The following is a 22,868-nucleotide window of genomic DNA, read 5'->3' as shown; positions in this document are numbered from 1 at the left end:
AACAAAATAATTAAACAAAATTGTATGATTTGCATCAGGTTTTAAGAATTAGGCTTCAGATTAATATTTGTTAACCCGCATGAAATAAGCTCTATCATTGGGCAGAAACCTTTCTCAATCTTTAATATTCCAAATGCATTTACACCAAATGGAGACGGATATAGTGATAAGTGGAAAATTGCAGGTCTTGAAAATTATCCCGGAACTGAAGTGAATGTTTATGACAGAAAAGGTCTTCCGGTTTTCAAAGAAATAATCTCTAAAAAACCAATGGAATGGGACGGAAAATTAAATGGAGGCCAAATTCCGACAGGAAATTACTGGTACACAATAAAAGTTTCCGATGGTAGAGTTTACACAGGCTGGCTGCTAATCAAAAACAGAGAATAAAACAAAACGAGCAGAAATTTCTGCTCGTTTTTTATTTTATAACAATTTGATTTTATCGTCTGAAATATCAATAATTTTATCCTTGTAAAGTCCTCCGATTGCTTTCTTAAAGTTCTTTTTACTCATCTGGATTTCATCTTTAATCTCTTCCGGAGTCGATTTGTCTGAAAGATAAAGCAAGCCGTAGTTTTCTTCCAGTTTGTTGAGGATTTTCTGTTTGAATTCATCGATATTTTCAAAACCTTGTGGCTGCAGAGAAACATCTATTTTTCCATCTTCACGAATCTCTTTTATATAGCCAGATTCTTCAGATAAAGGATATAATTTTTTGAAGACATCGGAAGCATAGATCAACCCGATATATTTTTTATTGATAACAACATTCCAGCCCAATTCGCTTTCATTCATCATGATCAGATCAACTCTGTCTCCTTTTTTGAAAGGCAAATCATGATATTGCGGATTTCTTTTGAACTTTGTTGTTCCTGTAATTAATTCAAGATCTTCATCAATATAAATGTTAACCAAATATCTTTTTCCTTCAATGATTTTTGTTTTCTGCTGTTTGTAAGGAATAAATAAATCTTTAATAATTCCCCAATCCATAAAAGCTCCGCTTGGAAGGCTCTGAACACAGCTCATTACTGCAAATTCATCTACTTCTGCCAAAGGAATCTCTGTAGTAGCCTTTAGTTTACTATCATCCTGATATACAAAAACTTCAATTTCATCACCAGTTTCTTTATCATCCTGAGTGAAAATTTTAGGCAAAAAAGCCTTTTCGCCGGATTCGTCCGTTAAGATCCATCCTGAATTATTTTTGTCTGAAATTTTTAATGTCTGAGTTTTCCCGATTTGCATGAATGATAAAATTAGTCTGTAAAGGTATGAAAATTGAAAATTTTAACCTATTTATATTCCTTCAAATCTTCTTTTAAACTTTTTGCTTCTTTTAAATAATCAGTTTCCTCCTCATTATTTGCTGGAATTTTAACAACTTTACGAAGCTTTTCGTTGATATAATAAAATTTTGATTCAGAAATTTGTTTAGGATTTGTTAAATAACCGTTTTTGTCTAAAATCTGGTATTTTTTAGCTAAAACAAAAATTAATTTACCATCTTCTGCGAAGAAATATTGAGTCACAATTTTCCAGGCAGAAAGACCGACGAAATATTCTATTTTCTTTAATTTCCCATCTTTGTAGAAACCTTTTAGCTCAATTCCGTTGTCAGTTGTCTGATTTTTATCCATAAAATATGAATATGGAACAGTTTTGACCAGATAACTTTTTGTCTGATTAATTTCAGTAACAGTATTAATAATTGATTTCAAATTCTGACTTAAAGCAAAACCTGAAAAAAGAATCAATAAGAATAAAACAACTTTTTTCATTTAAATTTAAGATCATAAAAAAGAGAGATAAAACTATCCCTCTTCTTTTATTTTTTTAAAATCTTGATACAAAATCCATCAATTCTCTTTTGCTGCTTTCGAAATCAAACGCATCATATACTAAGAAATATTTATTTTTATCAACACATTTAGAATAAAGAGATTTTGCTAATGACAATCTGTTTTTATCAAAACTCATTTCTCTTACCAAAGTATTTATCTGCTGAGAAGTAAACAATGTTGTACGCGTCTGCTGATTGATCATAGAAAGTCTGCTGTCATCAAATCTTGCATTTTTATGCAACATTTCAAGGAACTGACTGAAAGTATTATTATCCATCACATCCGCATAATTTCCCGAATCATTCCCATTATTACCTTGGTTTCCGTAAGGATCATTCCAGACATCATTCCAGCTGTTAAAACCATAAGACTGGCTCTGAACAGGATATGAATCTAATAAAAATAAACCTTTATTAGTGAAAAAATCTAATACTAATCTATTGTTGTTACGAACATCCAATGTTGTTCTGTATAACAGATATCCGTTATCATAGATAGAAAGCGGAATTCTTCCTGACGGTAAATCAAAAAAGCGGAATTTCCCGGAACTGTTTGAAATCGACTGATCTCCTAATTCTATGGTAAAAAATCCCTGTTCAGGAATTCTGAGAAAAACTTCTGAATATCCATAATTCTGATTCCATTGATAATTTGGATCTTTGATTCTTTGACCTGAATTATAATTATTTGGATTTCTAAATCCTGAAGTATTGCTGTTTCGTGAATCTGTTTTTCTGATATTGGAAGATTCCATTTCTGTTTTAGAAGCTTCATTTTTCAAAAGTTCCCCTGCTTTGCCCGCTTCTTGCGCATAAGAATAAATTCCTGCAAAAAACGCCAAACTGATAAAAATATTCTTCATAAGTAATTTTTTATTTGACAATCTCCATTTCTATGCCAAAAATAAAGAGAAACCAAAACTGATTTCTCTTTATTTATTTAAATTATTTAAAATTCAATACAGATTACATATGGATCGGTCTTTTACCTGTAGCATCCAAAGCAGCTTCTTTAATAGCTTCTGCATATGTCGGGTGAGCGTGAGAACTTCTTGCAATATCTTCAGCACTTGCACGGAATTCCATTGCAATTACACCTTCAGCAATCAAATCGGCAGCTCTTGCTCCGATGATGTGCATTCCTAAAACTTCGTCAGTTTTTTCGTCTGCAATAATTTTAACCAAACCATCAACATCACCACTTGCACGGCTTCTTCCCAAAGCTCTCATTGGGAAAGATCCAACTTTGTAAGCCACACCTTCCTCTTTCAATTGCTCTTCAGTTTTACCAACTCCGGCAACTTCAGGCCAAGTGTAAACAACTCCAGGAATCAAATTATAATTAACGTGAGGTTTTTGCCCAGCCAAAGTTTCAGCAACAAAAACTCCTTCTTCTTCAGCTTTGTGAGCTAACATTGCCCCTTTGATAACGTCTCCGATTGCGTAGATGTTGGCAACGTTTGTCTGTAAGTGATCGTTTGTTTTCACTCTCCCTCTTTCGTCTAGTTCTACACCAGCTTTTTCAAGTCCAAGTCCATCTGTGAAAGGTTTTCTACCAACAGAAACTAAACAATAATCTCCTTCAACCGTTACCTCTTCTCCTTTTTTATCTTTAGCAGTGATTTTTACTGTATCTCCATTTCTTTCAACCGCAGAAACCGCTGTAGAAAGCATGAATTTCATTCCTTGTTTTTTAAGAACTTTAGTTAATTCCTTACTTAAAGCCCCATCCATTGTAGGAATAATCTTATCCATAAACTCAACAACAGTTACCTGAGCTCCTAATCTCAGATAAACAGAACCTAATTCAAGACCGATAACTCCACCACCGATAACTACTAAATGTTTAGGAATTTCCTTAAGATTTAAAGCTTCTGTAGAAGTAATCACTCTTTCTTTATCCAAAGTAATAAATGGCAAAGAAGATGGTTTTGAACCTGTTGCGATAATTGTATATTTAGAATCGATCGTTTCCGTAGAACCGTCGTTTTTCGTCACCTTGATCTGAGTGGCAGATTCGAAGCTTCCAACTCCTTCAAAAACAGTGATTTTGTTTTTGTTCATCAGATAACTTATTCCGTCTGTATTTTGCTTAATTACCTCATTTTTACGCTCGATCATTCTTGCGATATCAGCTTGAGGCTCATTGATAATGATTCCGTGACCTGCAAAATTGTGTTTTGCATTTTCAAAATGCTCAGAACTGTCTAAAAGAGCTTTTGATGGAATACAACCAACATTAAGGCAAGTTCCTCCTAAAGTTGGATATTTTTCAATAATTGCTGTTGTGAAACCTAATTGTGCAGCACGAATTGCAGCAACGTAACCTCCAGGACCAGAACCGATTACGGTAACATCGAATTGACTCATTTTATTTTATGAATTTTTTATTAGTATCTTACTTAATTACCACAAATTTAATGATTAATTACCACGTGAGAAAGTGAGATTTATCAAATTTTCGAGTTGGATTTAAAGCTTTTTATTTAAAAGTAAATTTAAGATGCTTCGACAGGCTCAGCATGACACCGCAACAAATAAACGGCTGAAATAAAGCAGTTAGTATTAGAGATGTCATGCTGAGCCTGTCGAAGCATCTCTAAAATCTTATAAATCCACATTCAATTTTCCCTCTCCAAATGTTCCTGTACTTTCGAAATACGAACCTCCATAAACATACCAGTCAAGGCTTTCCAAATATTCTACAGCATTTTCAGGGGTTATGTTTGGGCGGTCTTTTTTAGAAACAATTCCTTTGTACCATCTTCCGGATTTAGAAAAACTTTCAAATTCAACAAAATAACGGATCCATATTCTCTGGCAAAGTTTACATTGCTGAAAGCTTACTTCTGCAAATCTTCCTTTGGTTTCATCGATACCCAATTCTGAACTTCTGTATTCCGTATACGTTGATGTAGGTTTTTCGCAAGCGCATCCTAATTTCTGGATTTTATTCATTGATGAACATTGATTTTAAAATAAAATTTATAAAGTTCAAATGTAAGAAAATAAGAATCCATCATACAAATTCGTGTATTACTTCTTCACCAGATCCAGTAAAACCTTTTCGTATTCATCTAAAATAATATTCTTTGAAAATCTGGATTTTATAGAATTTTTTATTGAATCTTTATCATAATTTCCATGAAGAATCCTCATTATTTTCTGTGAAAAATCTTCATGATTGTCGATATCTGAAATTTCGCCGTTGGTATTATTTTGAATAATTTCGTTGATTCCGCCTGGACAATTATTAGCTAAAGAATAGGTTCCGCAAGCTCCGGCTTCCAGTAAAACGTTCGGAAAACCTTCATATCTTGACGAAAGAATAAACAAATCTGCATATTTCAAAAATTGATAAGGATTTTCCTGTCTTCCGTGAAAAACAACATTTTTTAATCCTAAAAATTCTTTCATTTGATGCAAAACATCTCGATCCTGTCCGTCACCTAAAATATGAAGTAGAATATTTTCATTTTTTAGTCGGGAAAAAACTTTAAGTAAGTTATCAAAACCTTTTCTTGCCGATAAATTCCCGATAGCAACGACGTTTTTATAATTATATTTAAAACATTCGGGTTTTGAAGAATTTGTGAGCTTTTCATCAATAAAATCAAAATCAACAGGATTATTTATTTTAATGATCTTATTGGATTTTATTTTAAAGTTTTTGTTAAGATCTTTCATCATATCATCGCTTTGCGCAATGATTTTATCATAATTATTGTAGAAATTATAGAAAAATTTGATTTCTTTTCTCGTAACGTGCTCACTTACAACATTGGTTTCTCTTGCAATGAATTTCGTTCTTGGGAAAAGCTTGATAAATAATGACAGATAAGCATTTACTTCGCCAAAACCAGAAAATACAATATCCGGTTTTCGTCTGTATATCTCTGCTAAAATAGGCTTTAAAGAATGTCGGATTCTTTCTGTATTAATGTCTATAATTTCAACATCTTCTCTTACTAAATTAAGATAGCCTCCCTGTTTGCGTAAAAGCAAAATCTTAGGCTCAAATCGATCTCGGGAGAGATGATTCGCAATGGTAGTAACGATCCTTTCTGCGCCTCCGGTTTCCAAATCCGGCAGAATAAATATAACAGAAATCTTTTTCATGAAAAATAAGATTTAAAGAAATCAATATTCATTTTCATATACTTTTACGTGATTAACATTAATTATTTGAACAATATCAAACACGTTTTGAATACTTTCAAGTGAATATTTATTTTCTCCATAATTCATTCCTCTACCTCCAAATAATGATTGTGGCTTTTCCAAAATAATATTACCAAACATACGTGTATTAAATTCTACATATATTTCTTTAATATCACCAATATTAATAATTACATCTTTAAATAAAATAAAACTTGATTTAATGATTATTCTTTTATTAGTAATTATATATTTTGTAGAATATAGTTTTAGTCCTTTTTTCAAATATCTTCCAATTAATATATAAAATCCACTAATTGTAAAAAACGGAAATAAAATATAATCAAAGAACTGAAAATTATCTAAATGTCCTTTCAAAATCATATATGCTATCCCACACCAAAAAATCGAAAAAATAATTTTAATAAATTCAACTACATTAAATAATATCGCAATTTTTGGAGATAACAGCTTTATAATAGTCTCATCTTTAATTAATAAAGAATTATATTCGTCTAACATCTATTCTAATTCGCAACATCAGAAATAAACTTTATTCGTAACATTCTCACTTCTTCATCAGAAAGTTCATCCCCGAATTCATCCAGTAAAACTTTCATACTGTCGCTTTCAGATTCAGTCATGAATTCCATGAAACCATCTACAATGTCTTCGTCAAAATTATCTTCAATATAATAATCGATATTCAATTTAGTTCCCTGATAAACAATACGTTCCATCTCTTTCAACAATTCATCCATTGAAAGGTTTTTCGCTCTTGCAATATCTTCAAGATCAATTTTTTTATCAGTACTTTGGATGATGAAAACTTTGTGACTGGATTTATTTGCCACCTGCTTCAAAACCATATCCTGAGTACGTTCGATATTGTTATCTTCTACATATTTACTGATAAAATCGGCAAATTCTTTACCATATTTTTTGGCTTTTCCTTCACCAACTCCGTAAATTTTCGCAATTTCTTCAACCGTTATCGGATATTGAACTGTCATATCTTCAAGACTTGGTTCCATAAAAACCGTATAAGGCGGAATTCCATGTTTTTTTGCAACTTTTTTCTGCAGATCTTTTAATAACGCGAAAAGATTTTGATCCAAACCACCTGCTGACTGCATTTGAATCTGGTCGCTTTCTGCTTTTGTCTGGCTCAAATCAAACTCTCTGTCTTCGGCAATAAGGAACGAATGCTCAAGCTTACCTTCCAATACCAATCTTCCTCTTTCTGTAATCTTTAAAACACCATACATTTCAATATCTTTTTGCAGGAAATTCTGAACTGTTGCCTGTCTTAAAATTGTTTTCCAGTGATTATCCGTTTCTTCTTTTCCAAAGCCAAAATAAGAAGTCTGCTCAAGTTTATAAGATTTTGTAACTGCATTTTCTTTCCCTGAAATTACAGAAATCAAATCTTTAGATTTAAATTTTTCTCCGGTTTCATTAATTAAATTGAGAACTTTTTCCAAATCTTTTGTGGCATCCTTCAGTTTTGGAGGATTTGAAGCGTTGTCGCACATTTTTGCACCGTCCCCGTTGATCGGATCAAAATTTTCACCAAAATAATACAGAATATATTGTCTTCTGCTCATTGAAGTTTCGGCATATCCTACTACTTCATTCAACAGCTGTAATCCGATTTCTCTTTCAGAAACAGGTTTTTGAGCTAAAAATTTCTCTAATTTTTCAATGTCTTTCGGGTCATAAAACGCAAGACAATAACCTTCTCCTCCATCACGACCTGCACGACCTGTTTCCTGATAATAACTTTCCAGCGATTTCGGGAAATCATAGTGAATCACAAAACGAACATCGGGTTTATCGATTCCCATTCCGAACGCAATGGTTGCTACTATTACATCGACTTCTTCCATCAGGAATTTGTCCTGATTTGCAACCCTCACTTTTTGGTCAAGACCCGCATGATAAGGCAGAGCATTAACACCGTTTACCTGCAAAAGCTGGGCAAATTCTTCCACTTTTCTTCTGCTCAAACAGTATACAATTCCGGATTTCCCTTTATGTTGATTAATAAATTTAACGATTTCGCGGTCTACATTTACTTTAGGACATACCTCATAATATAGATTTGGTCTGTTGAAACTTTCCTTGAAAACCAACGCATTGATCATTCCCAAAGTTTTCTGAATATCATCCTGAACCTTTGGAGTTGCCGTAGCTGTCAATGCAATCACCGGAACATCGGCAATTTTATCGATAATTGACTTCAGATTCCTGTATTCAGGTCTGAAATCGTGTCCCCATTCCGAAATACAATGTGCTTCGTCAATCGCAACGAAAGAAATCTTAACTTCTTTCAAAAATTCTAAATAATCTTCCTTAATCAACGATTCAGGAGCCACATACAACAGTTTTGTCTTACCAGCTTTAATGTCGTCGAAAACCTGTTTGGTCTGCGTTTTGTTCAATGATGAATTTAAAACGTGTGCTACTCCGTCATCAGATGACAGACCATTCACTGCATCTACCTGATTTTTCATTAACGCTATTAAGGGCGAAACAACGATTGCCGTGCCTTCAGAAATAAGTGCCGGAAGTTGATAACATAAGGATTTACCACCTCCTGTTGGCATCAACACAAATATATCCTTCCCATTCAACAGGTTTTCTATAATTTGTTCTTGCTGACCTTTAAAAGTAGAAAACCCGAAATATTTTTTCAATTCGCCTGATAAATTGGCTTTTTTTGCGCTCATCTAATTTTCTATTGCTAAATTTGCATCTTATCCAAAGTTAATAAAATTCTGCTTAAAATAAAAGCGAACGAATTTATAAAAATTAAATTTGTATTAAAATACTCTTTTAAAATATAACGTTTTTTTAGATATTATTTGTATTCTTTATAAAATAAAAATGAAAAAATCCGATATCCTTTCAATAGCAAAAAGCACTTTAGAGATAGAAATTTCAGAACTTGAAAAACTAAAAAACAGACTCGACGATCAATTTTTAAAAGCCGTAGAAATTATAAATTCCGCAAAAGGAAAATTAATTGTTGTAGGAATCGGAAAATCTGCACATGTCGGAAATAAGATCGTTGCAACGCTGAATTCTACAGGAACTCCTTCACAGTTTCTTCACGCTTCAGAAGCTATTCACGGAGATTTGGGAGTTATTCAGAAACAGGATGTGGTTTTATGTATTTCACAATCGGGAAATTCTCCGGAAATCGTAAATCTTGTTCCTTATTTAAAAAGCTATTCTTCTGCATTGATAGGAATGACGGGAAATAAATCGAGTAAACTTGCCGAATTTTCTGAAATAATTTTAGATACTCATGTCGATTTGGAAGCCTGTCCGAATAAACTGGCTCCAACAAGTTCAACCACCTTACAAATGGCTTTGGGAGACGCTTTGGCAGTTTCTTTAATGGAAATGAACGATTTTAAAGCCAATGATTTTGCAAAATTCCATCCGGGCGGAAGTTTAGGAAAAAATTTAATCTCAAAAGTTGATGATTTTCTTTCTTCACAAAAACCTAAGGTTACAGAAAATGAAACCGTTAAAGATGTTATCATTTCCATCAGCAGTTCAAGGCACGGAATTACTGTCGTGACGAATGAAGATGAAATTATCGGCGTAATTACAGATGGTGACCTGAGAAGAATGTTGATGAAAGGCGATGATATTTCGAAAGTTTTGGCTAAAGATATCATGTCTGCAAACCCAAAAACGATTGAAAAAACAGCTTTGGCAAAAGAAGCCATGAAAATTTTAAAGGACAATAATATAGGACAGCTTATCGTAACGGAAAACGGAAAATATTTCGGGATTATTGATCTGCATAAATTATTGGATGAAGGAATTAATTAAAAACTAACTTCTAACGCTAACTTCTTTAAATATTTCCTAAATTTGAAATCTTAAAAAATATTATTCCGTGAGTGAAGGTAAAGACATGTCTTTTTGGGGACATATTGGAGAATTAAGAGGTCACCTCATCCGCTCCATTATTGCAATTATAGTTGCTGCAGTGGTCATCGGTTTTAATATCAACTGGATTATGGATCATATCTTTTTTGGTCCTACGAGGAACGATTTTGCGACTTTCGAGATCGTTAATCACTTTTCTAAAATGATTTTGGGGGAAGACAGCATTCATCTTCCAAAGGATTTCCCGGTTCGTGCCAGTAAACTTTATCAACAGTTTAATGTGATGATGGCAGTTTCCATTTTTGGTGGAATTGTTGCGGCATTTCCTTACATTGTCTGGGAACTTTGGAGATTTATCAGTCCTGCTTTACACCCGAAAGAGAGAAAAAATTCAATTTTTATCATCAATTCTGTTTGGATTTTATTCATGACGGGAGTTTTATGCGGATATTATTTAATTCTTCCTTTTGCAGTAAATTTTGGAGTTATCTTCAAAATTTCAAAGATTATCATTCCGCTTTACGATCTTAGCGACTATACCACATTATTTTTACAGGTGGTTTTAGGAATGGGTGTAATTTTCCTTTTCCCGGTTCTTATCTATTTCCTTACAACAATCGGAATTTTAACACCAAAGTTTATGAGAACTTACCGTCGTCATGCGATTGTCTTAATTATGGTTGTTGCAGCGATTATCACTCCTGCAGATGTCTTAAGTATGATCATGGCAGCGTTTCCATTATTATTATTGTATGAATTCAGTATTATAATGTGTGCTTACACTTATAAAAAAGTACAGAAAGCAGCAGGAAATTTGCCTGCAGTTCAGAACTGATTTAACTTAAATTAAAAATATTTCCCATAGACTTTTCTGTGGGATTTTTTTGGAGCTTTTTCGCGCTTTCCGTTGCAATCTTTTTTTTCAAAAAAGGATTTCCACTGCAATCACGGCTAGGGTTTTTGTCGGAATTATAAACAGTCTATAATATATTAAAATTTCGTCTTTTGCAGAATTTGAGGAACATCTTTGAATATATTCTGTAAAAAGACCACCCCGTCAAAAATTCTAAAGAATTTTCGCCACCCCTCCAAAGGAGGGGAATTTCTTACCGTAAATTAAATAGTTAAACACTGAAATATTTTCAAAAATGTAACAAAATTTTATTTCTTTCGTCTAATCGATTAATTCTTTATTTTTAGTAAATTAATTTAATTCAGATGAAAAAACTTTCGTACACACTTTTGTTTGCTTCAGGACTTGTTTTTGGGCAGTTCTTCGAAAAAGATAAAGTTTTCACCAAAGAAGATACTTTAAAAGGTTCCAATACACAATTCCGAAATTTTTGGGATGTAAAAAAATATGATCTTTCCGTTGAACCGGATTTTGCTCAGAAAAGCATCAAAGGAAACAATAAAATCAGTTTTGAGATCACGAAAGATGTAACGAACCCAACTTTTCAGGTTGATCTTCAACAACCCATGAAAGCTGATAAAGTAGAAGGAAATTTCCCAATTGCAGAATACAAACAGGATGGTGATTTTATCTGGATAAAAACAAATAAAAGCTTCAAAAAAGGAGAAAAATACACAATTGATGTGACGTATTCCGGAAATCCTACCATTGCAAAACGCGCTCCTTGGGACGGAGGCTGGGTTTTTACAAAAGACGAAAAAGGAAATCCTTGGATGAGCGTTGCTGATGAAGGAATCGGAGCCTCAATCTGGCTTCCTACAAAAGACACCTGGAGTGATGAACCCGATAATGGAGTTGTCATGAGAATTATTACCCCGAAAGATTTAGTCGGAGTCGGAAACGGAAAATTGATTGACAAAAAAGCTCAAGGTGATAAAATGGTTTACACTTGGGAAGTCAAAAACCCGATCAACGCCTACTCTATCATTCCTAATATCGGAAAATATGTAAATTTCAAAGATACTTTTAACGGAGAAAAAGGAAAACTGGATCTTGATTACTGGGTGATCGATTATAATTTAGATAAAGCTAAAAAACAGTTCCAACAGGTAAAACCGATGCTTTCTGCATTTGAATATTGGTTTGGATCTTATCCTTTTTACGAAGACTCCTATAAGTTAGTAGATTCGCCTTATCTGGGAATGGAGCACCAAAGTAATGTTGCTTATGGAAACGGTTATCAAAATGGCTACATGGGACAGGATTATTCAGGAACTGGAGTTGGTCTGAACTGGGATTATATTATTGTCCACGAAAGTGGTCATGAATGGTTTGCCAATAATATTACCGCAAAAGATCAGGCAGATATGTGGGTTCATGAAGGCTTTACAATGTATTCTGAAGTTTTGTTTACCGAAAAATATATGGACAAAAAATCCGCAAACATTTATGCTCAGGGAATCAGACACGGTATACAAAATGATGTTCCAATCATTGGAAAATACGGTGTAAGAAACGAAGGAAGCGGAGATATGTATCCAAAAGGAGCAAGTATGCTTCATACGATTCGTCAGGTTATCAATAATGATGAGAAATTCAGAGAAATCTTAAGAGGAATTAATAAAGATTTTTATCATCAGACGGTAACAACAGAACAAATTGAAAATTACATTTCAAAAAAATCCGGAATTGATTTTTCTAGTGTTTTCAACCAATATTTAAGAACAACAAAAATTCCTGTTTTAGAATATTCTCAAAAAGGCGAGGAATTAAAGTTCCGTTATTCAAACATAATTAAGAACTTAAAACTTCCGATTATCGTCGAAGGTGTAACCATTAATCCAACTGAACAATGGCAAACCGTAAAACTGAAGAAAGGAACTCCGGTGGAATTTAACGAGAATTATTATATTGATTATAAGAAGGTTCAATAATATTTAAAAAACAAAGCAAAATCGTAACATCCGGTTTTGCTTTCTTATTTAATGACACATCTGTTTATTGATTAATTCATTAGCCTTTAAAATTTTATGAAAAGTTTAATATAACATTCGTAACAAATTTAATTTTTTAGCAACTACTTAACTATAAATTAAACTCAATGAAAAAAATAGCACTAAGCTTAGGCATTTTAACCGCTTTTCTGGTGAATGCCCAATCTATTAAAACGACTATCGATCTTGTGAATGTAAAGGACGATAAAGTTGCCGTGACGATGGAGTTTCCAAAAATGAAATCGGGAGATGTAAAATTCCACTTTCCTAAAACCGTTCCGGGAACTTATTCTATAGACGATTACGGAAGATTTGTAGAAGGGATCAAATTTCTTGACAATAAAGGAAAAGAAATTGCTTTCACAAAGGTGAATGATAATACCTATTCATTAAAAAATGCTCAAAATTTAACCACAGTTACTTATTTGGTGAATGACAGTTTTGATGATGAAATGGATAATTCTAAACATAAAGCTGTATTTTCACCTTCAGGAACCGATATTGAGGCAGGAAAAATTTTCATGATCAATACTCATGGATTTATAGGATATATCGACAATATGCAGGATGTTCCTTATCAATTGGTAATCCAAAAACCAACAGATTTTTACGGAACAACAGCTTTGGTAGATCAGGATAAATCTGAAGCTACTGATACATTTACATTAGCAAACTATGCAAAAGTTACCGATTCTCCGTTGATGTATACAAAACCGGATTACATTACTTTCAACGCAGGAGGAATGGATCTTGTTTTAGGAGTTTATTCACCTACCGGAAAATATAAGGCTGCTGATTTTAAAGAAAATTTAGAAAAAATGGTAATTGCTCAAAAGAAATTTTTGGGTGATATGAATACCAATAAAAAATATGCAATCATGCTTTATCTTTCAGGAGGTGACGGACCGCAGATCAAAGGTTTCGGAGCTTTGGAACACCACGAATCTACAAGTGTTGTTCTGCCTGAAATGATGCCGAAAGATGCCATTGATAAAACAATCACAGATGTTGTTTCTCACGAGTTTTTCCATACGGTAAATCCTTTGAAAACGCATTCAGAAGAAATTCACTACTTCGATTATGCAGATCCGAAAATGTCTCAGCATCTTTGGATGTATGAAGGTGGAACAGAATATTTTGCGAATTTATTCCAGATTCAGGAAGGTTTGATCAATAAAGATGAATTCCTTCAGAGAATGAACGAAAAAATCACCAATTCTAAGAACTACAACGATACAATGCCTTTCACGGTGATGAGTAAAAATGTTCTTCAGGATGAATATAAAGACCAATACAGAAATGTTTACGAAAAAGGAGCACTTCTTGCGATGTGTCTTGATATTGAATTGAGAAAACTATCAAATGGTGAAATGGGTTACCGCGACATGATTAGAAAATTATCTCAAAGATTCGGTGAAAATAAGCCTTTCAAAGATGATAAATTGATTGATGAACTGGTAACGGTTACGGGTTATCCTCAAGTAAAAGATTTCTACAACAAATATATTGCAGGAAGCCAGCCAACACCTTATATGGAATATTTGAATATGGTAGGTGTAGAAGCAAAAAAACAGGAAACTCCGCCAATTTTCTGGTTCATTAAAGATCCACAACAAACAGGATATGATGATAAAGATAATGCATTTGCATTCGATGAGAGTTCCGCATTGTCACCTTTCTCAAAAAGTATAGGATTTAAAATCACAGATAAAATCGTTGCTTTGGATGGAAAAACAATCAACATTCAAAATATTCAGGCTTTCATTGAATATGCTAAAACGATCAAAGAAGGTCAAAATGTGACAGTAACTGTTTTAAGAAAGAACGGTGACAAAACCGATAAAATTGATTTGAAAGGAAAAGCTATTTTGGATAAAATGACTGTGGAAACACTTAATTTTAAAGCCAATCCAACTCCGGCAGAACAAAAACTGCAGGATCAGTGGTTAACCGGAAAGAAATAATCTAATAAAATATCAATAATAAAGCGGGGAATTTTCTCCGCTTTTTTTCTTAAACAGTTTAGAATCTAAAAATTAGTATTATTAATGAAAACCTGTGATAATTAGTGTTTTTAAATTAAGCTTTTCTAATCGTAATTCTAAAAGTAGTTCCTTTCCCAACTTCAGTTTGTGCAATTTTAATATCTCCATTATGATATTCCTGTACAACTCTTTTAGCTAAAGACAAACCTAATCCCCATCCGCGTTTTTTTGTGGAATAACCTGGTTTAAAAGCATTTCTTGCCTGTTGTTTCGTCATTCCGCTTCCGTTGTCCTGAACCTCAACTAAAATATTTTTGTTTCGCTCAAAAACGGACATCGAAATAGAACCTTCTCCTTTCATTGCATCGACAGCATTTTTAACTAAATTTTCAATAACCCAACTCATTAAAATCCTATTATGTGGAACTGAAATATTATAGTTGGGAAGATGCAAGCCAAAATTTATTTTTCTTGAAATTCTTGTTTTTAAATAATCATAATTTTCCTGAATCGTTGCGTTAAAATCTGTATCATTTAATTCAGGAACAGAACCAATTTTTGAAAATCGTTCGGAAATCGTTCTTAATCTTTCAATGTCTTTTTCAATCTCATGGACACCTTCAGAATCAGGATCATCCAGTTTCATAATTTCCATCCAGCCAATCATTGACGATAAAGGAGTTCCGATTTGATGTGCCGTCTCTTTTGCCAAACCAGCCCAAAGATAACCTTCGTCTGTTTTTTTAATTGTTCTGAAAAACCAAAAAGAAAATCCAAAATATGAAAGAATAAAAAGCCCTAAAATATACGGTGAATACTGAAGGTTATTCAACAAAGGTGAGTTATCATAATAAACGATCTGTTTATTTCCTTTTACAATTTCAATTTCGATAGGCGTATAACTTTTCGCCATTTTTTTGGCTAAAGCAACTATTTTTACAGAATCACTTTCAATATCTTGAGGAATATTTTTATGTTCCATAATCTGATCATTTTTATCTAAAATAATCAAAGGAATTGTAGTATTTGAGCTATAAATCTGAAGAAGTAATGCCTGAATTTCTAAACTAGGAGTTTTTACTTCCTGTTGAAATTTTAAGGCAGTTACCAAAATATCGACTCTTTTAACCTCTTCCTTTCTAAGAAAATTAAAAAGAATGGTCGAAGCAATAACGATGGTTAATACAACGATCGTCATCAATACAAAAATGATCCAGTTATTAAGTCTCGCAAATATGGATTTCTTCAAAATAATTTATTTTAAAACATTCAGGATTTTCTGCAGTTCTGTACTTCCGCTTCCCTGATAATTATTAATAATGATTGAAAATACATATTTTTTTCCATCTTTCGAGGTATGGAAACCTGCAAAAGATTTTGTATCCTTCATCGTTCCGCTTTTCATTTTCATTCCATTGTCCTGTGTGGGAAAACCGTCGTAATAAGAATCGAACCAAGGTTGTTTTTTAGCATATAACAAAGCCTGAACTTCCGCTTTTGCAGCAACATAATTCTGTGGTGAAAGTCCGCTTCCATCGGCAAAATTGATCATATTCGGATTAATTCCTTTTGATTTCCAGAACTCTTTCAGAAATGCTACTCCACTTTTAAAACCGGGGTTTCCTTTTTTTTCTTTTCCTAATGTTTTAATTAAAGTTTCACCATACATATTGATACTTTTTCTTAAAAACCAATAGACAATTTTATCTAAAGTCGGCGACTCATAAGTAAGAATGATATTATTTTTTGGAGCTTCCAAAGCTTTTTTTCCTTCAATTTCAAGTTGAGAATTTGTCACAACTTTTCCTGAAAATTCAATTCCTGATTCTTTCAGCCATTGGTTTACTTCAGCACCTAACTGCAACGGCGGATTGGGTACCGAACCTGAAACTGTGACCAATTTTGAGGGTAAGGTTCCATTAATTAAAGCAACATTGGAATACGGTGCTGTAAAAATCAGACTTTGGTCTGAACTTCCGCCAATTTTCACATCGTTTAGCCAATTCACGTTTTGTAAAGGATATGAAAAACTTTTGAATTCGTTTCCGTTAATATTGATATCAAATTGATTTTCACGCCAATTTACTCCCCAAACTCCGGCTCCGTAATAATTTCCCAAATCATCCCACGGCCAACCTCCGGGAATCGCTTGGTGATCGAAGTAAGAATCGTCAATGACCAAATCTCCTGAGATTTTTTTTATTCCGGATTTTTTTACAGCTTCAATTAGTTTTTGTTTAAAATTTTCAGGTTTATAAGCTTCATAACGCCAACTTCCTAATGTCGGATCGCCAGTCGAACTGATAAAAAGATTTCCATTCAAATTTCCATTAGAAATACTTCCCGAATAACTTGAAGTTGTTTTAAAAGTGTAATTTTTCCCTAAAGTTTCCAAAGCTGCTGCTGCAGTAAATATTTTTTGAGTCGAGGCTGTAGAAAGTCCTTTATTTCCCTGATAATCGTAAATCATATTTCCGCTTTCATCAGAAACATAAAATGATAAATTTGAAGAAATTGCTCCAGAAGAATCCATCAAATCTTTGGTAACAGCGTCTAATTTCTGAGTAATATTTTGAGCAAAAATAATTTGCGTAGAAAGTGTAAGAATTGTGAATGTTTTTTTCATTCCGTATTTTTTAATCTAATCAAATATATAAAGATTTTAACTCATAAAGCCTGACATAACCTTTTCTACAATCCAGCTATTATTACTTCTTTTTAGTATAACTCTTTCACCACTTCCACAAAGTCCTCCGCAAAAATATCCGTAATTTATAATCACTCTTTTTTTATCTGCTGTAAATAATGGTTTCCCCACAAACAAAAAACCTTCTTTTCCATGTTTCTTTTCAAATTCCGTCCAAAAATATTTTCCATTGGAAGAATAACTAAGTAATTTTTCTTTGTGAATAATTCTAATATTTAAAATATATTTAGGAGTTAATGTAAACTGATCTATTGTTGCGTATTGTTCTTTTATTGATTTAATGTCTTTATTGTTAAAATATTCTTTTAATAATTTTTCATCAAAATATTTAGAATCATTTTTAACATTTGGGTCCTCAGTAATAATTTTAAAATTCTTAGAACTTTTATTCCCATTTTGGATGATAAAGTTTATCACTTCATAAATTTCTTCTTCGGATGGCTTTGGGGGTTGAGAATAAACCACAAATGAAGTAAACAGAAAAATTAAATATATTATTTTTCTCATTTTACTTAAATTTCAATTCCAGATTCGATCTCATAAGGTTCTTTATTTTTTTCAAAAATTCTCGTTAATTGGTTTCCTTCCACTGTAATTTTGTCGCCGATTCTCCTGATCCAGTTTCCTTCACGAAGTCCGACAACTTTCAGATCATTTTGGGTTAGAAATTCTTTAATTCTGGTTTCTCTTGTTTCTCCATTATGTTTTAAATCCGGATTTGGATCAAGATAATGTGGATTTAAATTAAAAGGAACCAATCCCATACAATCAAAACTTGGTGGATAAACGATAGGCATATCGTTCGTGGTTTTCATATTCTGTCCACCAATATTACTTCCTGCGCTGCATCCTAAATACGGTTTTCCGCTTTCTATATTTTCTTTTAAAACAGACATTAAACCTTCTTCATGCAACGTTTTAACCAACAAAAAAGTATTTCCGCCACCTGTAAAAAAGCCTTTTGCGTTGTTCACAGCTTCAATTTTATCTTCAAATTCGTGAAGTCCTTTTATTTTAATATTGATTGTTTTGAAAAAAGAACGAGCTTTTGCGGTGTATTCATCATGAGAAATTCCGCTTGGTCGGGCGAAAGGAACGAAAATTATTTCATCGATTCCTTCATATAGCTTAATTAATTCTTCTCTTAAATATTCTAAATACTCTCCGCCAAAAAGTGTGGAAGTTGAAGCTAATATAATGTTCATATAAAATGATATTAATTAAAATTGATTGAAGAACAAAGATAATTCAAACTGCAACGAATCAAAAATTTAGATAAAAAAACATTTAATCTTCTTAATATTTTCTAAAAAAGCTTAAAGGTTCTAAAATTTAAATCTTTATGGAATTATTATTGAATTTTAAAATGTACAATTCGAAAATATAAGATTATGAAAATGATTAAAATGAACATCAAAAACCTTTTTTTAGGTTTGATATTAGTAGGAAGTGTAAGTTTTGTAAATGCACAAACAACTCAGACAGACGCAACTGCAACGACTCAAACAACAGGTAATTCTACTATTGAAGGTCTTAAAAAACAAATTGAAACAAATCCTAAGGATACGGAAGCTTTAGTGAAATTAGCGGGAGCTTATCAGGACGCTTCAGACTGGACAAATGCAGTAGATACATGGAAAAAAATATCTGTATTGTTACCGGATTGGGCTCCGTCATATTACAGTCAGGCTTATGCGTATCAATCTTCAAAAGATGACGCGAATGCAAAAATCGCTTATGAAAAGTATATTGCTACTGTAAAACCGGAAGAAGTAGAGCAAAATAAGAAGAATCTAGCCTATGCTTACTTCTATCTTGCTTTTTCTGAACAGAAAAGTGACCCAAACAAAGCAAAAGAGCACATTGCTAAGTCGATACAGTATGATCCTACCAATCAGGATGCTGTAAAGCTTAACAAAGTTTTAAATTCATAGTTGTAAAAGATCCGGAATAATGTTTCGGATCTTTTTTTATTTTAATTAATTTTCTTTCCGAAAAAATCTGTCTCTCCTTGTAAATATCTGATTATCTTTTCAATATTTCTTTTGATGCTTTCTTCGGTTTTAAGATTATTGATATATTTTATTAATTCTAATTTTCTTGAAGGAATTAAATTCTCAAAATTCTTTGCTGCAATTACACTTTCATTGATTGCTTTTTCCAATTGCGGGTGAATGGTAATCGCCCTATCTGAATCATCAAATTCAACAAAAATTTCAATGATTTCGCCAATTCTTTTCGGTGAATTTTTAAGCATAGTTAAATTTACATATAACCGCCATTCGCCTGAATATTTCATTAAAGTTTGTCTGAATTCCTTACCATTTACAGTTCCTTTCACAGGAATCGGACTTTTATTTTTTCCTGATTTTTCGAAAATTTCATCTAAAATTTCACTGGGAATGAAAATAAAAGGATTGATTCCGATGATTTCGAGCTTTGTTGCAAAATGGTTTTTCATTAAAGTTTTTGTTGTAAGTTAAAATTAATGATTTTTGTTTATTCTAAGTTTGATGTTTTTTTAAACCACCCGTCAAAAATTCTTTGAATTTTCACCACCCCTCCAAAGGAAGGGAATTCTTATCTCCAATACTAACTTTATCATTGGATTGTTAAATCTTAAATCTTACACTTCACAACTCTCATTCAAATTAATTTTCCACTCGAAATGGAATGATTATCTTTGTAGGAAATAAATCTCAAAACAAATGAAATTTTTTATTGACACAGCTAATTTAGAGCAAATCAAAGAAGCAAAAGACCTTGGAATCCTTGATGGAGTAACAACAAACCCTTCATTGATGGCAAAAGAGGGAATTCAGGGAGCTGAAGCGATCAGAAATCATTATAAAGCTATTTGCGAGATCGTAGACGGTGATATTTCTGCAGAAGTTCTTTCTACAACTTATGAAGAAATGATCAAAGAAGGTGATGAATTGGCAGCAATCCACCCAAATATCGTGGTAAAAATCCCAATGATAAAAGACGGGATCAAAGCATTAAAATATTTTTCAGATAAAGGAATCAGAACTAACTGTACCTTAATTTTCTCTCCAGGACAGGCTCTTTTGGCTGCGAAAGCGGGCGCAACTTACGTATCTCCTTTTTTAGGAAGATTAGATGATATTTCAACTGACGGATTGAATTTGATTCAAGAAATCAGATTGATTTTTGATAACTATATGTACGAGACTGAAATTTTAGCAGCTTCTATCCGTCATTCAATGCACATTATTGACTGTGCTAAAATCGGAGCAGATGTAATTACTTCACCACTTCCTCCGATCTTGAGTTTGCTAAAACATCCATTAACAGATAGCGGATTGGCTCAATTCATTGCAGATTCTCAGAAATTAGCTTAAGAATTGTCAACTTTTAGATAAAAAACAGCGCGGAAATAAAGTTTCTGCGCTGTTTTTTTTATTTAACTATTCTTATTCATCATCATCCAATAAATAAAAGATCATGAAAAAGAATTTATTTTTATTTGCATTCCTTTTTTATGTTTTAAGTTTTTCTCAGACCATCAAATTTTCTCCGGAAAAATTGGATCATCTAAATACATTTAATCTTGAAAATAAAACCAGAGCTTTTATTATTTATCAGAACGGAAAAATAATTAATGAAAAATATTTCGGAACAAAGATCATTAATAAACAGCTTTTTGATGAAAATTCTTTTTGGTATTGGGCTTCGGCAGGAAAATCATTAACTGCAGTTTTAATTGGAATTGCACAACAGGAAAATTTACTCAATATTAATGATCCTGTTTCAAAATATTTAGGAAAATGGACTTCAATAGATAAAAAAGATGAAGATAAAATTACCATTAAAAGCTTGTTAACAATGTCTTCCGGGCTTGATTATATAAAAGATGAAAAATGTATAACCTCTGATTGTTTTATTTATAAAAATCCATCTGATACATTTTGGTATTATGATACTTCGGCATATTCTCAACTGGCAAAAGTAATAGAAAAAGCAACAAATAAAAGTATTGATCAATATACTTCTGAGAAACTTTCAGGATCGGGAATTTCGGGAAAATGGATAAAAAATGAAACGGGACTTGTTTTTACAAGCACTGCCAAAAGTTTTCTTCAATTCGGGAAATTGGTTTTAAATAAAGGGAAAATCAACGATAAAGTCTATTACAAAAACGATGAATATTTCCACCAAATGCTTGAGACATCTCAGAAAATGAATCATTCTTACGGTTATTTGTGGTGGCTGAACGGAAAAGATAAGATAAAACTCCCAGGAATTGAATCTTCTTTCAATCAGTCTTTGGTTCCGAATGCTCCAAAGGATATGTTTTGTGCTTTGGGAAAGAACGGACAGATTCTCGATATTGTTCCAAGTCAGGATTTAATTATTTTAAGAATGGGAGAAAATCCAAATACTTTCAGCAATATGATTAAATTTCATAGGGAGCTTTGGAATAAGATATTAGAATAAAATTACGGCTCGGAAACTTCGTTTCCGCGCCGTAATTATTTATTTCAACAAATCAAGTTCAAGAAAATTATTGTCTTTTGCATTATCTTCTTTTACTTTTCTTTCACGTTCACGAATCATATCGTTGATATCCAGCTTATTTCCTTTTTCATCGGTCATCATTATTTTAGTTCCACTTGCAAGCATTTGTCGCATTCCTTTTGTAGGATTATCCCGGTAGTCAAGGAACTGTTTTTTATATTTTTCCTGATTCAAAGGAATTAATGCTCCGAATCTATGATTTTCTTCCTGACTTTTCCATTCCTGATCTTTTAAATTTTTAATTTCTTTTAAAATATAAGAATGTGAATTAGTCTTATCTTCAAGCTTAACAATTAAACCCGGTAATCCATGAAATTTATACGGTCCGTCCTGAATCGGAATATCGGTAACAAACCAAGCCGTCCATTGTCTTCCTGCAAAATTCGCAGTTGCTTTTTGTGCATTAAACTCGCCAACTTTTTCTTTTTCCGCTAAAATTTTCCAGTCTAATTTTCTTTCATCCGAAACTTTATATTCATCCATATCCAAACGATTGAACAATATAATTTTATAGTCAGGATAAGACTTTTCGACAACATATGGTACCATTCCGAATTTAATTTTAGAAAAATCCCTGTTCTGACTTTTAGTCTGAGCCTCGATCACAGAATCTGCAATAAATTTGTATCTACTGTAAAATTTCGAGCCTTTTTTAGAAATATCAAGAAACATAGACTCGGTTTTAGATTCATCTTTTTTTGTAGAATCTGAAACAAATTTGTACTCATAAACAAAACGTTTATTCTGAGCATTGAATAGCATTCCCAACAAAAATGTAAATGCAATAATTATTTTCTTCATTAATATATTGGTT

General features: G+C 32.6%; 22 protein-coding genes. 8 read left to right on the top strand and 14 right to left on the bottom strand.

Annotation, left to right across the window (positions count from 1 at the left end; translation table 11 throughout):
• The first annotated feature begins 63 nt into the window (after nucleotides 1-63).
• On the top strand, nucleotides 64-390 hold the full coding sequence (locus ABD940_RS20565) for a T9SS type B sorting domain-containing protein (protein ID WP_345208270.1): 327 nt from the start codon (nucleotides 64-66) through the stop codon (nucleotides 388-390).
• A gap of 36 nt (nucleotides 391-426) precedes the next feature.
• Here ABD940_RS20565 and ABD940_RS20560 read toward each other — a convergent pair whose 3' ends face one another.
• From ABD940_RS20560 to recQ, 8 genes are all read right to left on the bottom strand, one after another.
• Nucleotides 427-1,251 carry a CvfB family protein gene (locus ABD940_RS20560; RefSeq protein WP_345208031.1) on the bottom strand — a complete coding sequence of 275 codons (825 nt, stop codon included), beginning with the start codon at nucleotides 1,249-1,251 and terminating at the stop codon, nucleotides 427-429.
• A 47-nt stretch (nucleotides 1,252-1,298) separates the two neighbouring features.
• A complete protein-coding gene (locus ABD940_RS20555; RefSeq protein ID WP_345208029.1) occupies nucleotides 1,299-1,784 on the bottom strand; it encodes a hypothetical protein in 486 nt (161 codons plus the stop codon).
• Nucleotides 1,785-1,839: 55 nt separating this feature from the next.
• The gene (locus ABD940_RS20550) at nucleotides 1,840-2,709 is read right to left on the bottom strand and encodes a proline and serine-rich protein 1 family protein (RefSeq protein ID WP_345208027.1); all 870 of its coding nucleotides are present in this window, start codon (nucleotides 2,707-2,709) and stop codon (nucleotides 1,840-1,842) included.
• 103 nt (nucleotides 2,710-2,812) lie between these two features.
• Entirely contained in the window at nucleotides 2,813-4,216 is a 1,404-nt protein-coding gene (lpdA, locus tag ABD940_RS20545) for a dihydrolipoyl dehydrogenase (protein WP_345208025.1), read from the bottom strand.
• Nucleotides 4,217-4,453: 237 nt separating this feature from the next.
• Nucleotides 4,454-4,804, bottom strand: a complete 351-nt coding sequence (locus tag ABD940_RS20540; RefSeq protein ID WP_345208023.1) for a hypothetical protein — start codon at nucleotides 4,802-4,804, stop codon at nucleotides 4,454-4,456.
• 78 nt (nucleotides 4,805-4,882) lie between these two features.
• Nucleotides 4,883-5,965 (bottom strand): glycosyltransferase, encoded by a 1,083-nt coding sequence (locus ABD940_RS20535; RefSeq protein ID WP_345208021.1) that lies wholly within the window; start codon nucleotides 5,963-5,965, stop codon nucleotides 4,883-4,885.
• Nucleotides 5,966-5,986: 21 nt separating this feature from the next.
• Complete coding sequence (locus ABD940_RS20530) at nucleotides 5,987-6,529, bottom strand: YdbT family protein (RefSeq protein ID WP_345208019.1); 543 nt, start codon at nucleotides 6,527-6,529, stop codon at nucleotides 5,987-5,989.
• A gap of 5 nt (nucleotides 6,530-6,534) precedes the next feature.
• Entirely contained in the window at nucleotides 6,535-8,739 is a 2,205-nt protein-coding gene (gene recQ, locus ABD940_RS20525) for a DNA helicase RecQ (protein ID WP_345208017.1), read from the bottom strand.
• 157 nt (nucleotides 8,740-8,896) lie between these two features.
• Between recQ and ABD940_RS20520 the strand changes: the two genes are divergently transcribed.
• The 4 genes from ABD940_RS20520 (at nucleotide 8,897) to ABD940_RS20505 (ending at nucleotide 14,787) form a co-directional block, all read left to right on the top strand.
• A complete protein-coding gene (locus ABD940_RS20520) occupies nucleotides 8,897-9,856 on the top strand; it encodes a KpsF/GutQ family sugar-phosphate isomerase (RefSeq protein ID WP_345208015.1) in 960 nt (319 codons plus the stop codon).
• A gap of 67 nt (nucleotides 9,857-9,923) precedes the next feature.
• Nucleotides 9,924-10,751 carry a twin-arginine translocase subunit TatC gene (gene tatC / locus ABD940_RS20515; protein WP_345208013.1) on the top strand — a complete coding sequence of 276 codons (828 nt, stop codon included), beginning with the start codon at nucleotides 9,924-9,926 and terminating at the stop codon, nucleotides 10,749-10,751.
• 383 nt (nucleotides 10,752-11,134) lie between these two features.
• Nucleotides 11,135-12,763 (top strand): M1 family metallopeptidase, encoded by a 1,629-nt coding sequence (locus tag ABD940_RS20510; protein WP_345208011.1) that lies wholly within the window; start codon nucleotides 11,135-11,137, stop codon nucleotides 12,761-12,763.
• A 167-nt stretch (nucleotides 12,764-12,930) separates the two neighbouring features.
• Nucleotides 12,931-14,787, top strand: a complete 1,857-nt coding sequence (locus ABD940_RS20505; RefSeq protein ID WP_345208009.1) for a M61 family metallopeptidase — start codon at nucleotides 12,931-12,933, stop codon at nucleotides 14,785-14,787.
• Between the two features lie 115 nt (nucleotides 14,788-14,902).
• Here the strand turns inward: ABD940_RS20505 and ABD940_RS20500 are convergent, their stop codons facing one another.
• From ABD940_RS20500 to pepE, 4 genes are read right to left on the bottom strand one after another with little or no spacing between them, the layout of a single operon-like run.
• Nucleotides 14,903-16,060: a sensor histidine kinase gene (locus ABD940_RS20500; RefSeq protein ID WP_425550377.1), complete on the bottom strand. Its 1,158-nt coding sequence runs from the start codon at nucleotides 16,058-16,060 to the stop codon at nucleotides 14,903-14,905.
• Between the two features lie 3 nt (nucleotides 16,061-16,063).
• Complete coding sequence (gene dacB, locus ABD940_RS20495) at nucleotides 16,064-17,434, bottom strand: D-alanyl-D-alanine carboxypeptidase/D-alanyl-D-alanine endopeptidase (RefSeq protein ID WP_345208005.1); 1,371 nt, start codon at nucleotides 17,432-17,434, stop codon at nucleotides 16,064-16,066.
• Nucleotides 17,435-17,470: 36 nt separating this feature from the next.
• Nucleotides 17,471-18,022: a hypothetical protein gene (locus tag ABD940_RS20490; RefSeq protein WP_345208003.1), complete on the bottom strand. Its 552-nt coding sequence runs from the start codon at nucleotides 18,020-18,022 to the stop codon at nucleotides 17,471-17,473.
• 5 nt (nucleotides 18,023-18,027) lie between these two features.
• Nucleotides 18,028-18,720, bottom strand: a complete 693-nt coding sequence (gene pepE, locus ABD940_RS20485; RefSeq protein WP_345208001.1) for a dipeptidase PepE — start codon at nucleotides 18,718-18,720, stop codon at nucleotides 18,028-18,030.
• 186 nt (nucleotides 18,721-18,906) lie between these two features.
• On the opposite strand from pepE, the gene ABD940_RS20480 reads away from it, so the two are divergent.
• On the top strand, nucleotides 18,907-19,449 hold the full coding sequence (locus ABD940_RS20480) for a tetratricopeptide repeat protein (protein ID WP_345207999.1): 543 nt from the start codon (nucleotides 18,907-18,909) through the stop codon (nucleotides 19,447-19,449).
• A 41-nt stretch (nucleotides 19,450-19,490) separates the two neighbouring features.
• Here the strand turns inward: ABD940_RS20480 and ABD940_RS20475 are convergent, their stop codons facing one another.
• Nucleotides 19,491-19,976, bottom strand: coding sequence for a YdeI/OmpD-associated family protein (locus ABD940_RS20475; RefSeq protein ID WP_345207997.1), 486 nt, complete (start codon nucleotides 19,974-19,976; stop codon nucleotides 19,491-19,493).
• A 247-nt stretch (nucleotides 19,977-20,223) separates the two neighbouring features.
• Here ABD940_RS20475 and fsa point away from each other — a divergent pair, with 247 nt between their 5' ends.
• Both fsa and ABD940_RS20465 read left to right on the top strand, forming a co-directional pair.
• Complete coding sequence (gene fsa, locus ABD940_RS20470) at nucleotides 20,224-20,877, top strand: fructose-6-phosphate aldolase (protein ID WP_225686713.1); 654 nt, start codon at nucleotides 20,224-20,226, stop codon at nucleotides 20,875-20,877.
• A gap of 103 nt (nucleotides 20,878-20,980) precedes the next feature.
• Nucleotides 20,981-21,973 carry a serine hydrolase domain-containing protein gene (locus ABD940_RS20465; RefSeq protein WP_345207990.1) on the top strand — a complete coding sequence of 331 codons (993 nt, stop codon included), beginning with the start codon at nucleotides 20,981-20,983 and terminating at the stop codon, nucleotides 21,971-21,973.
• 39 nt (nucleotides 21,974-22,012) lie between these two features.
• On the opposite strand, the gene ABD940_RS20460 is transcribed toward ABD940_RS20465, so the two are convergent.
• Nucleotides 22,013-22,855, bottom strand: a complete 843-nt coding sequence (locus ABD940_RS20460) for a GLPGLI family protein (protein WP_345207988.1) — start codon at nucleotides 22,853-22,855, stop codon at nucleotides 22,013-22,015.
• Between the last annotated feature and the right edge of the window lie 13 nt (nucleotides 22,856-22,868).

It is taken from the genome of Chryseobacterium ginsengisoli (assembly GCF_039542325.1).
GTDB lineage: Bacteria > Bacteroidota > Bacteroidia > Flavobacteriales > Weeksellaceae > Chryseobacterium > Chryseobacterium ginsengisoli.
Note: the sequence above shows the minus strand (reverse complement) of the source record. Positions and strands in the feature narration are given on the sequence as shown.

Coding starts and splice junctions, on each gene's coding strand:
- pepE (WP_345208001.1), bottom strand. CDS start 18,720: ATGAACATTATATTAGCTTCAACTTCCACACTTTTTGGCGGAGAGTAT.
- ABD940_RS20540 (WP_345208023.1), bottom strand. CDS start 4,804: ATGAATAAAATCCAGAAATTAGGATGCGCTTGCGAAAAACCTACATCA.
- ABD940_RS20505 (WP_345208009.1), top strand. CDS start 12,931: ATGAAAAAAATAGCACTAAGCTTAGGCATTTTAACCGCTTTTCTGGTG.
- ABD940_RS20555 (WP_345208029.1), bottom strand. CDS start 1,784: ATGAAAAAAGTTGTTTTATTCTTATTGATTCTTTTTTCAGGTTTTGCT.
- ABD940_RS20535 (WP_345208021.1), bottom strand. CDS start 5,965: ATGAAAAAGATTTCTGTTATATTTATTCTGCCGGATTTGGAAACCGGA.
- ABD940_RS20490 (WP_345208003.1), bottom strand. CDS start 18,022: ATGAGAAAAATAATATATTTAATTTTTCTGTTTACTTCATTTGTGGTT.
- recQ (WP_345208017.1), bottom strand. CDS start 8,739: ATGAGCGCAAAAAAAGCCAATTTATCAGGCGAATTGAAAAAATATTTC.
- ABD940_RS20475 (WP_345207997.1), bottom strand. CDS start 19,976: ATGAAAAACCATTTTGCAACAAAGCTCGAAATCATCGGAATCAATCCT.
- dacB (WP_345208005.1), bottom strand. CDS start 17,434: ATGAAAAAAACATTCACAATTCTTACACTTTCTACGCAAATTATTTTT.
- ABD940_RS20530 (WP_345208019.1), bottom strand. CDS start 6,529: ATGTTAGACGAATATAATTCTTTATTAATTAAAGATGAGACTATTATA.
- lpdA (WP_345208025.1), bottom strand. CDS start 4,216: ATGAGTCAATTCGATGTTACCGTAATCGGTTCTGGTCCTGGAGGTTAC.
- fsa (WP_225686713.1), top strand. CDS start 20,224: ATGAAATTTTTTATTGACACAGCTAATTTAGAGCAAATCAAAGAAGCA.
- ABD940_RS20510 (WP_345208011.1), top strand. CDS start 11,135: ATGAAAAAACTTTCGTACACACTTTTGTTTGCTTCAGGACTTGTTTTT.
- ABD940_RS20480 (WP_345207999.1), top strand. CDS start 18,907: ATGAAAATGATTAAAATGAACATCAAAAACCTTTTTTTAGGTTTGATA.
- ABD940_RS20520 (WP_345208015.1), top strand. CDS start 8,897: ATGAAAAAATCCGATATCCTTTCAATAGCAAAAAGCACTTTAGAGATA.
- ABD940_RS20550 (WP_345208027.1), bottom strand. CDS start 2,709: ATGAAGAATATTTTTATCAGTTTGGCGTTTTTTGCAGGAATTTATTCT.
- ABD940_RS20560 (WP_345208031.1), bottom strand. CDS start 1,251: ATGCAAATCGGGAAAACTCAGACATTAAAAATTTCAGACAAAAATAAT.
- ABD940_RS20460 (WP_345207988.1), bottom strand. CDS start 22,855: ATGAAGAAAATAATTATTGCATTTACATTTTTGTTGGGAATGCTATTC.
- ABD940_RS20465 (WP_345207990.1), top strand. CDS start 20,981: ATGAAAAAGAATTTATTTTTATTTGCATTCCTTTTTTATGTTTTAAGT.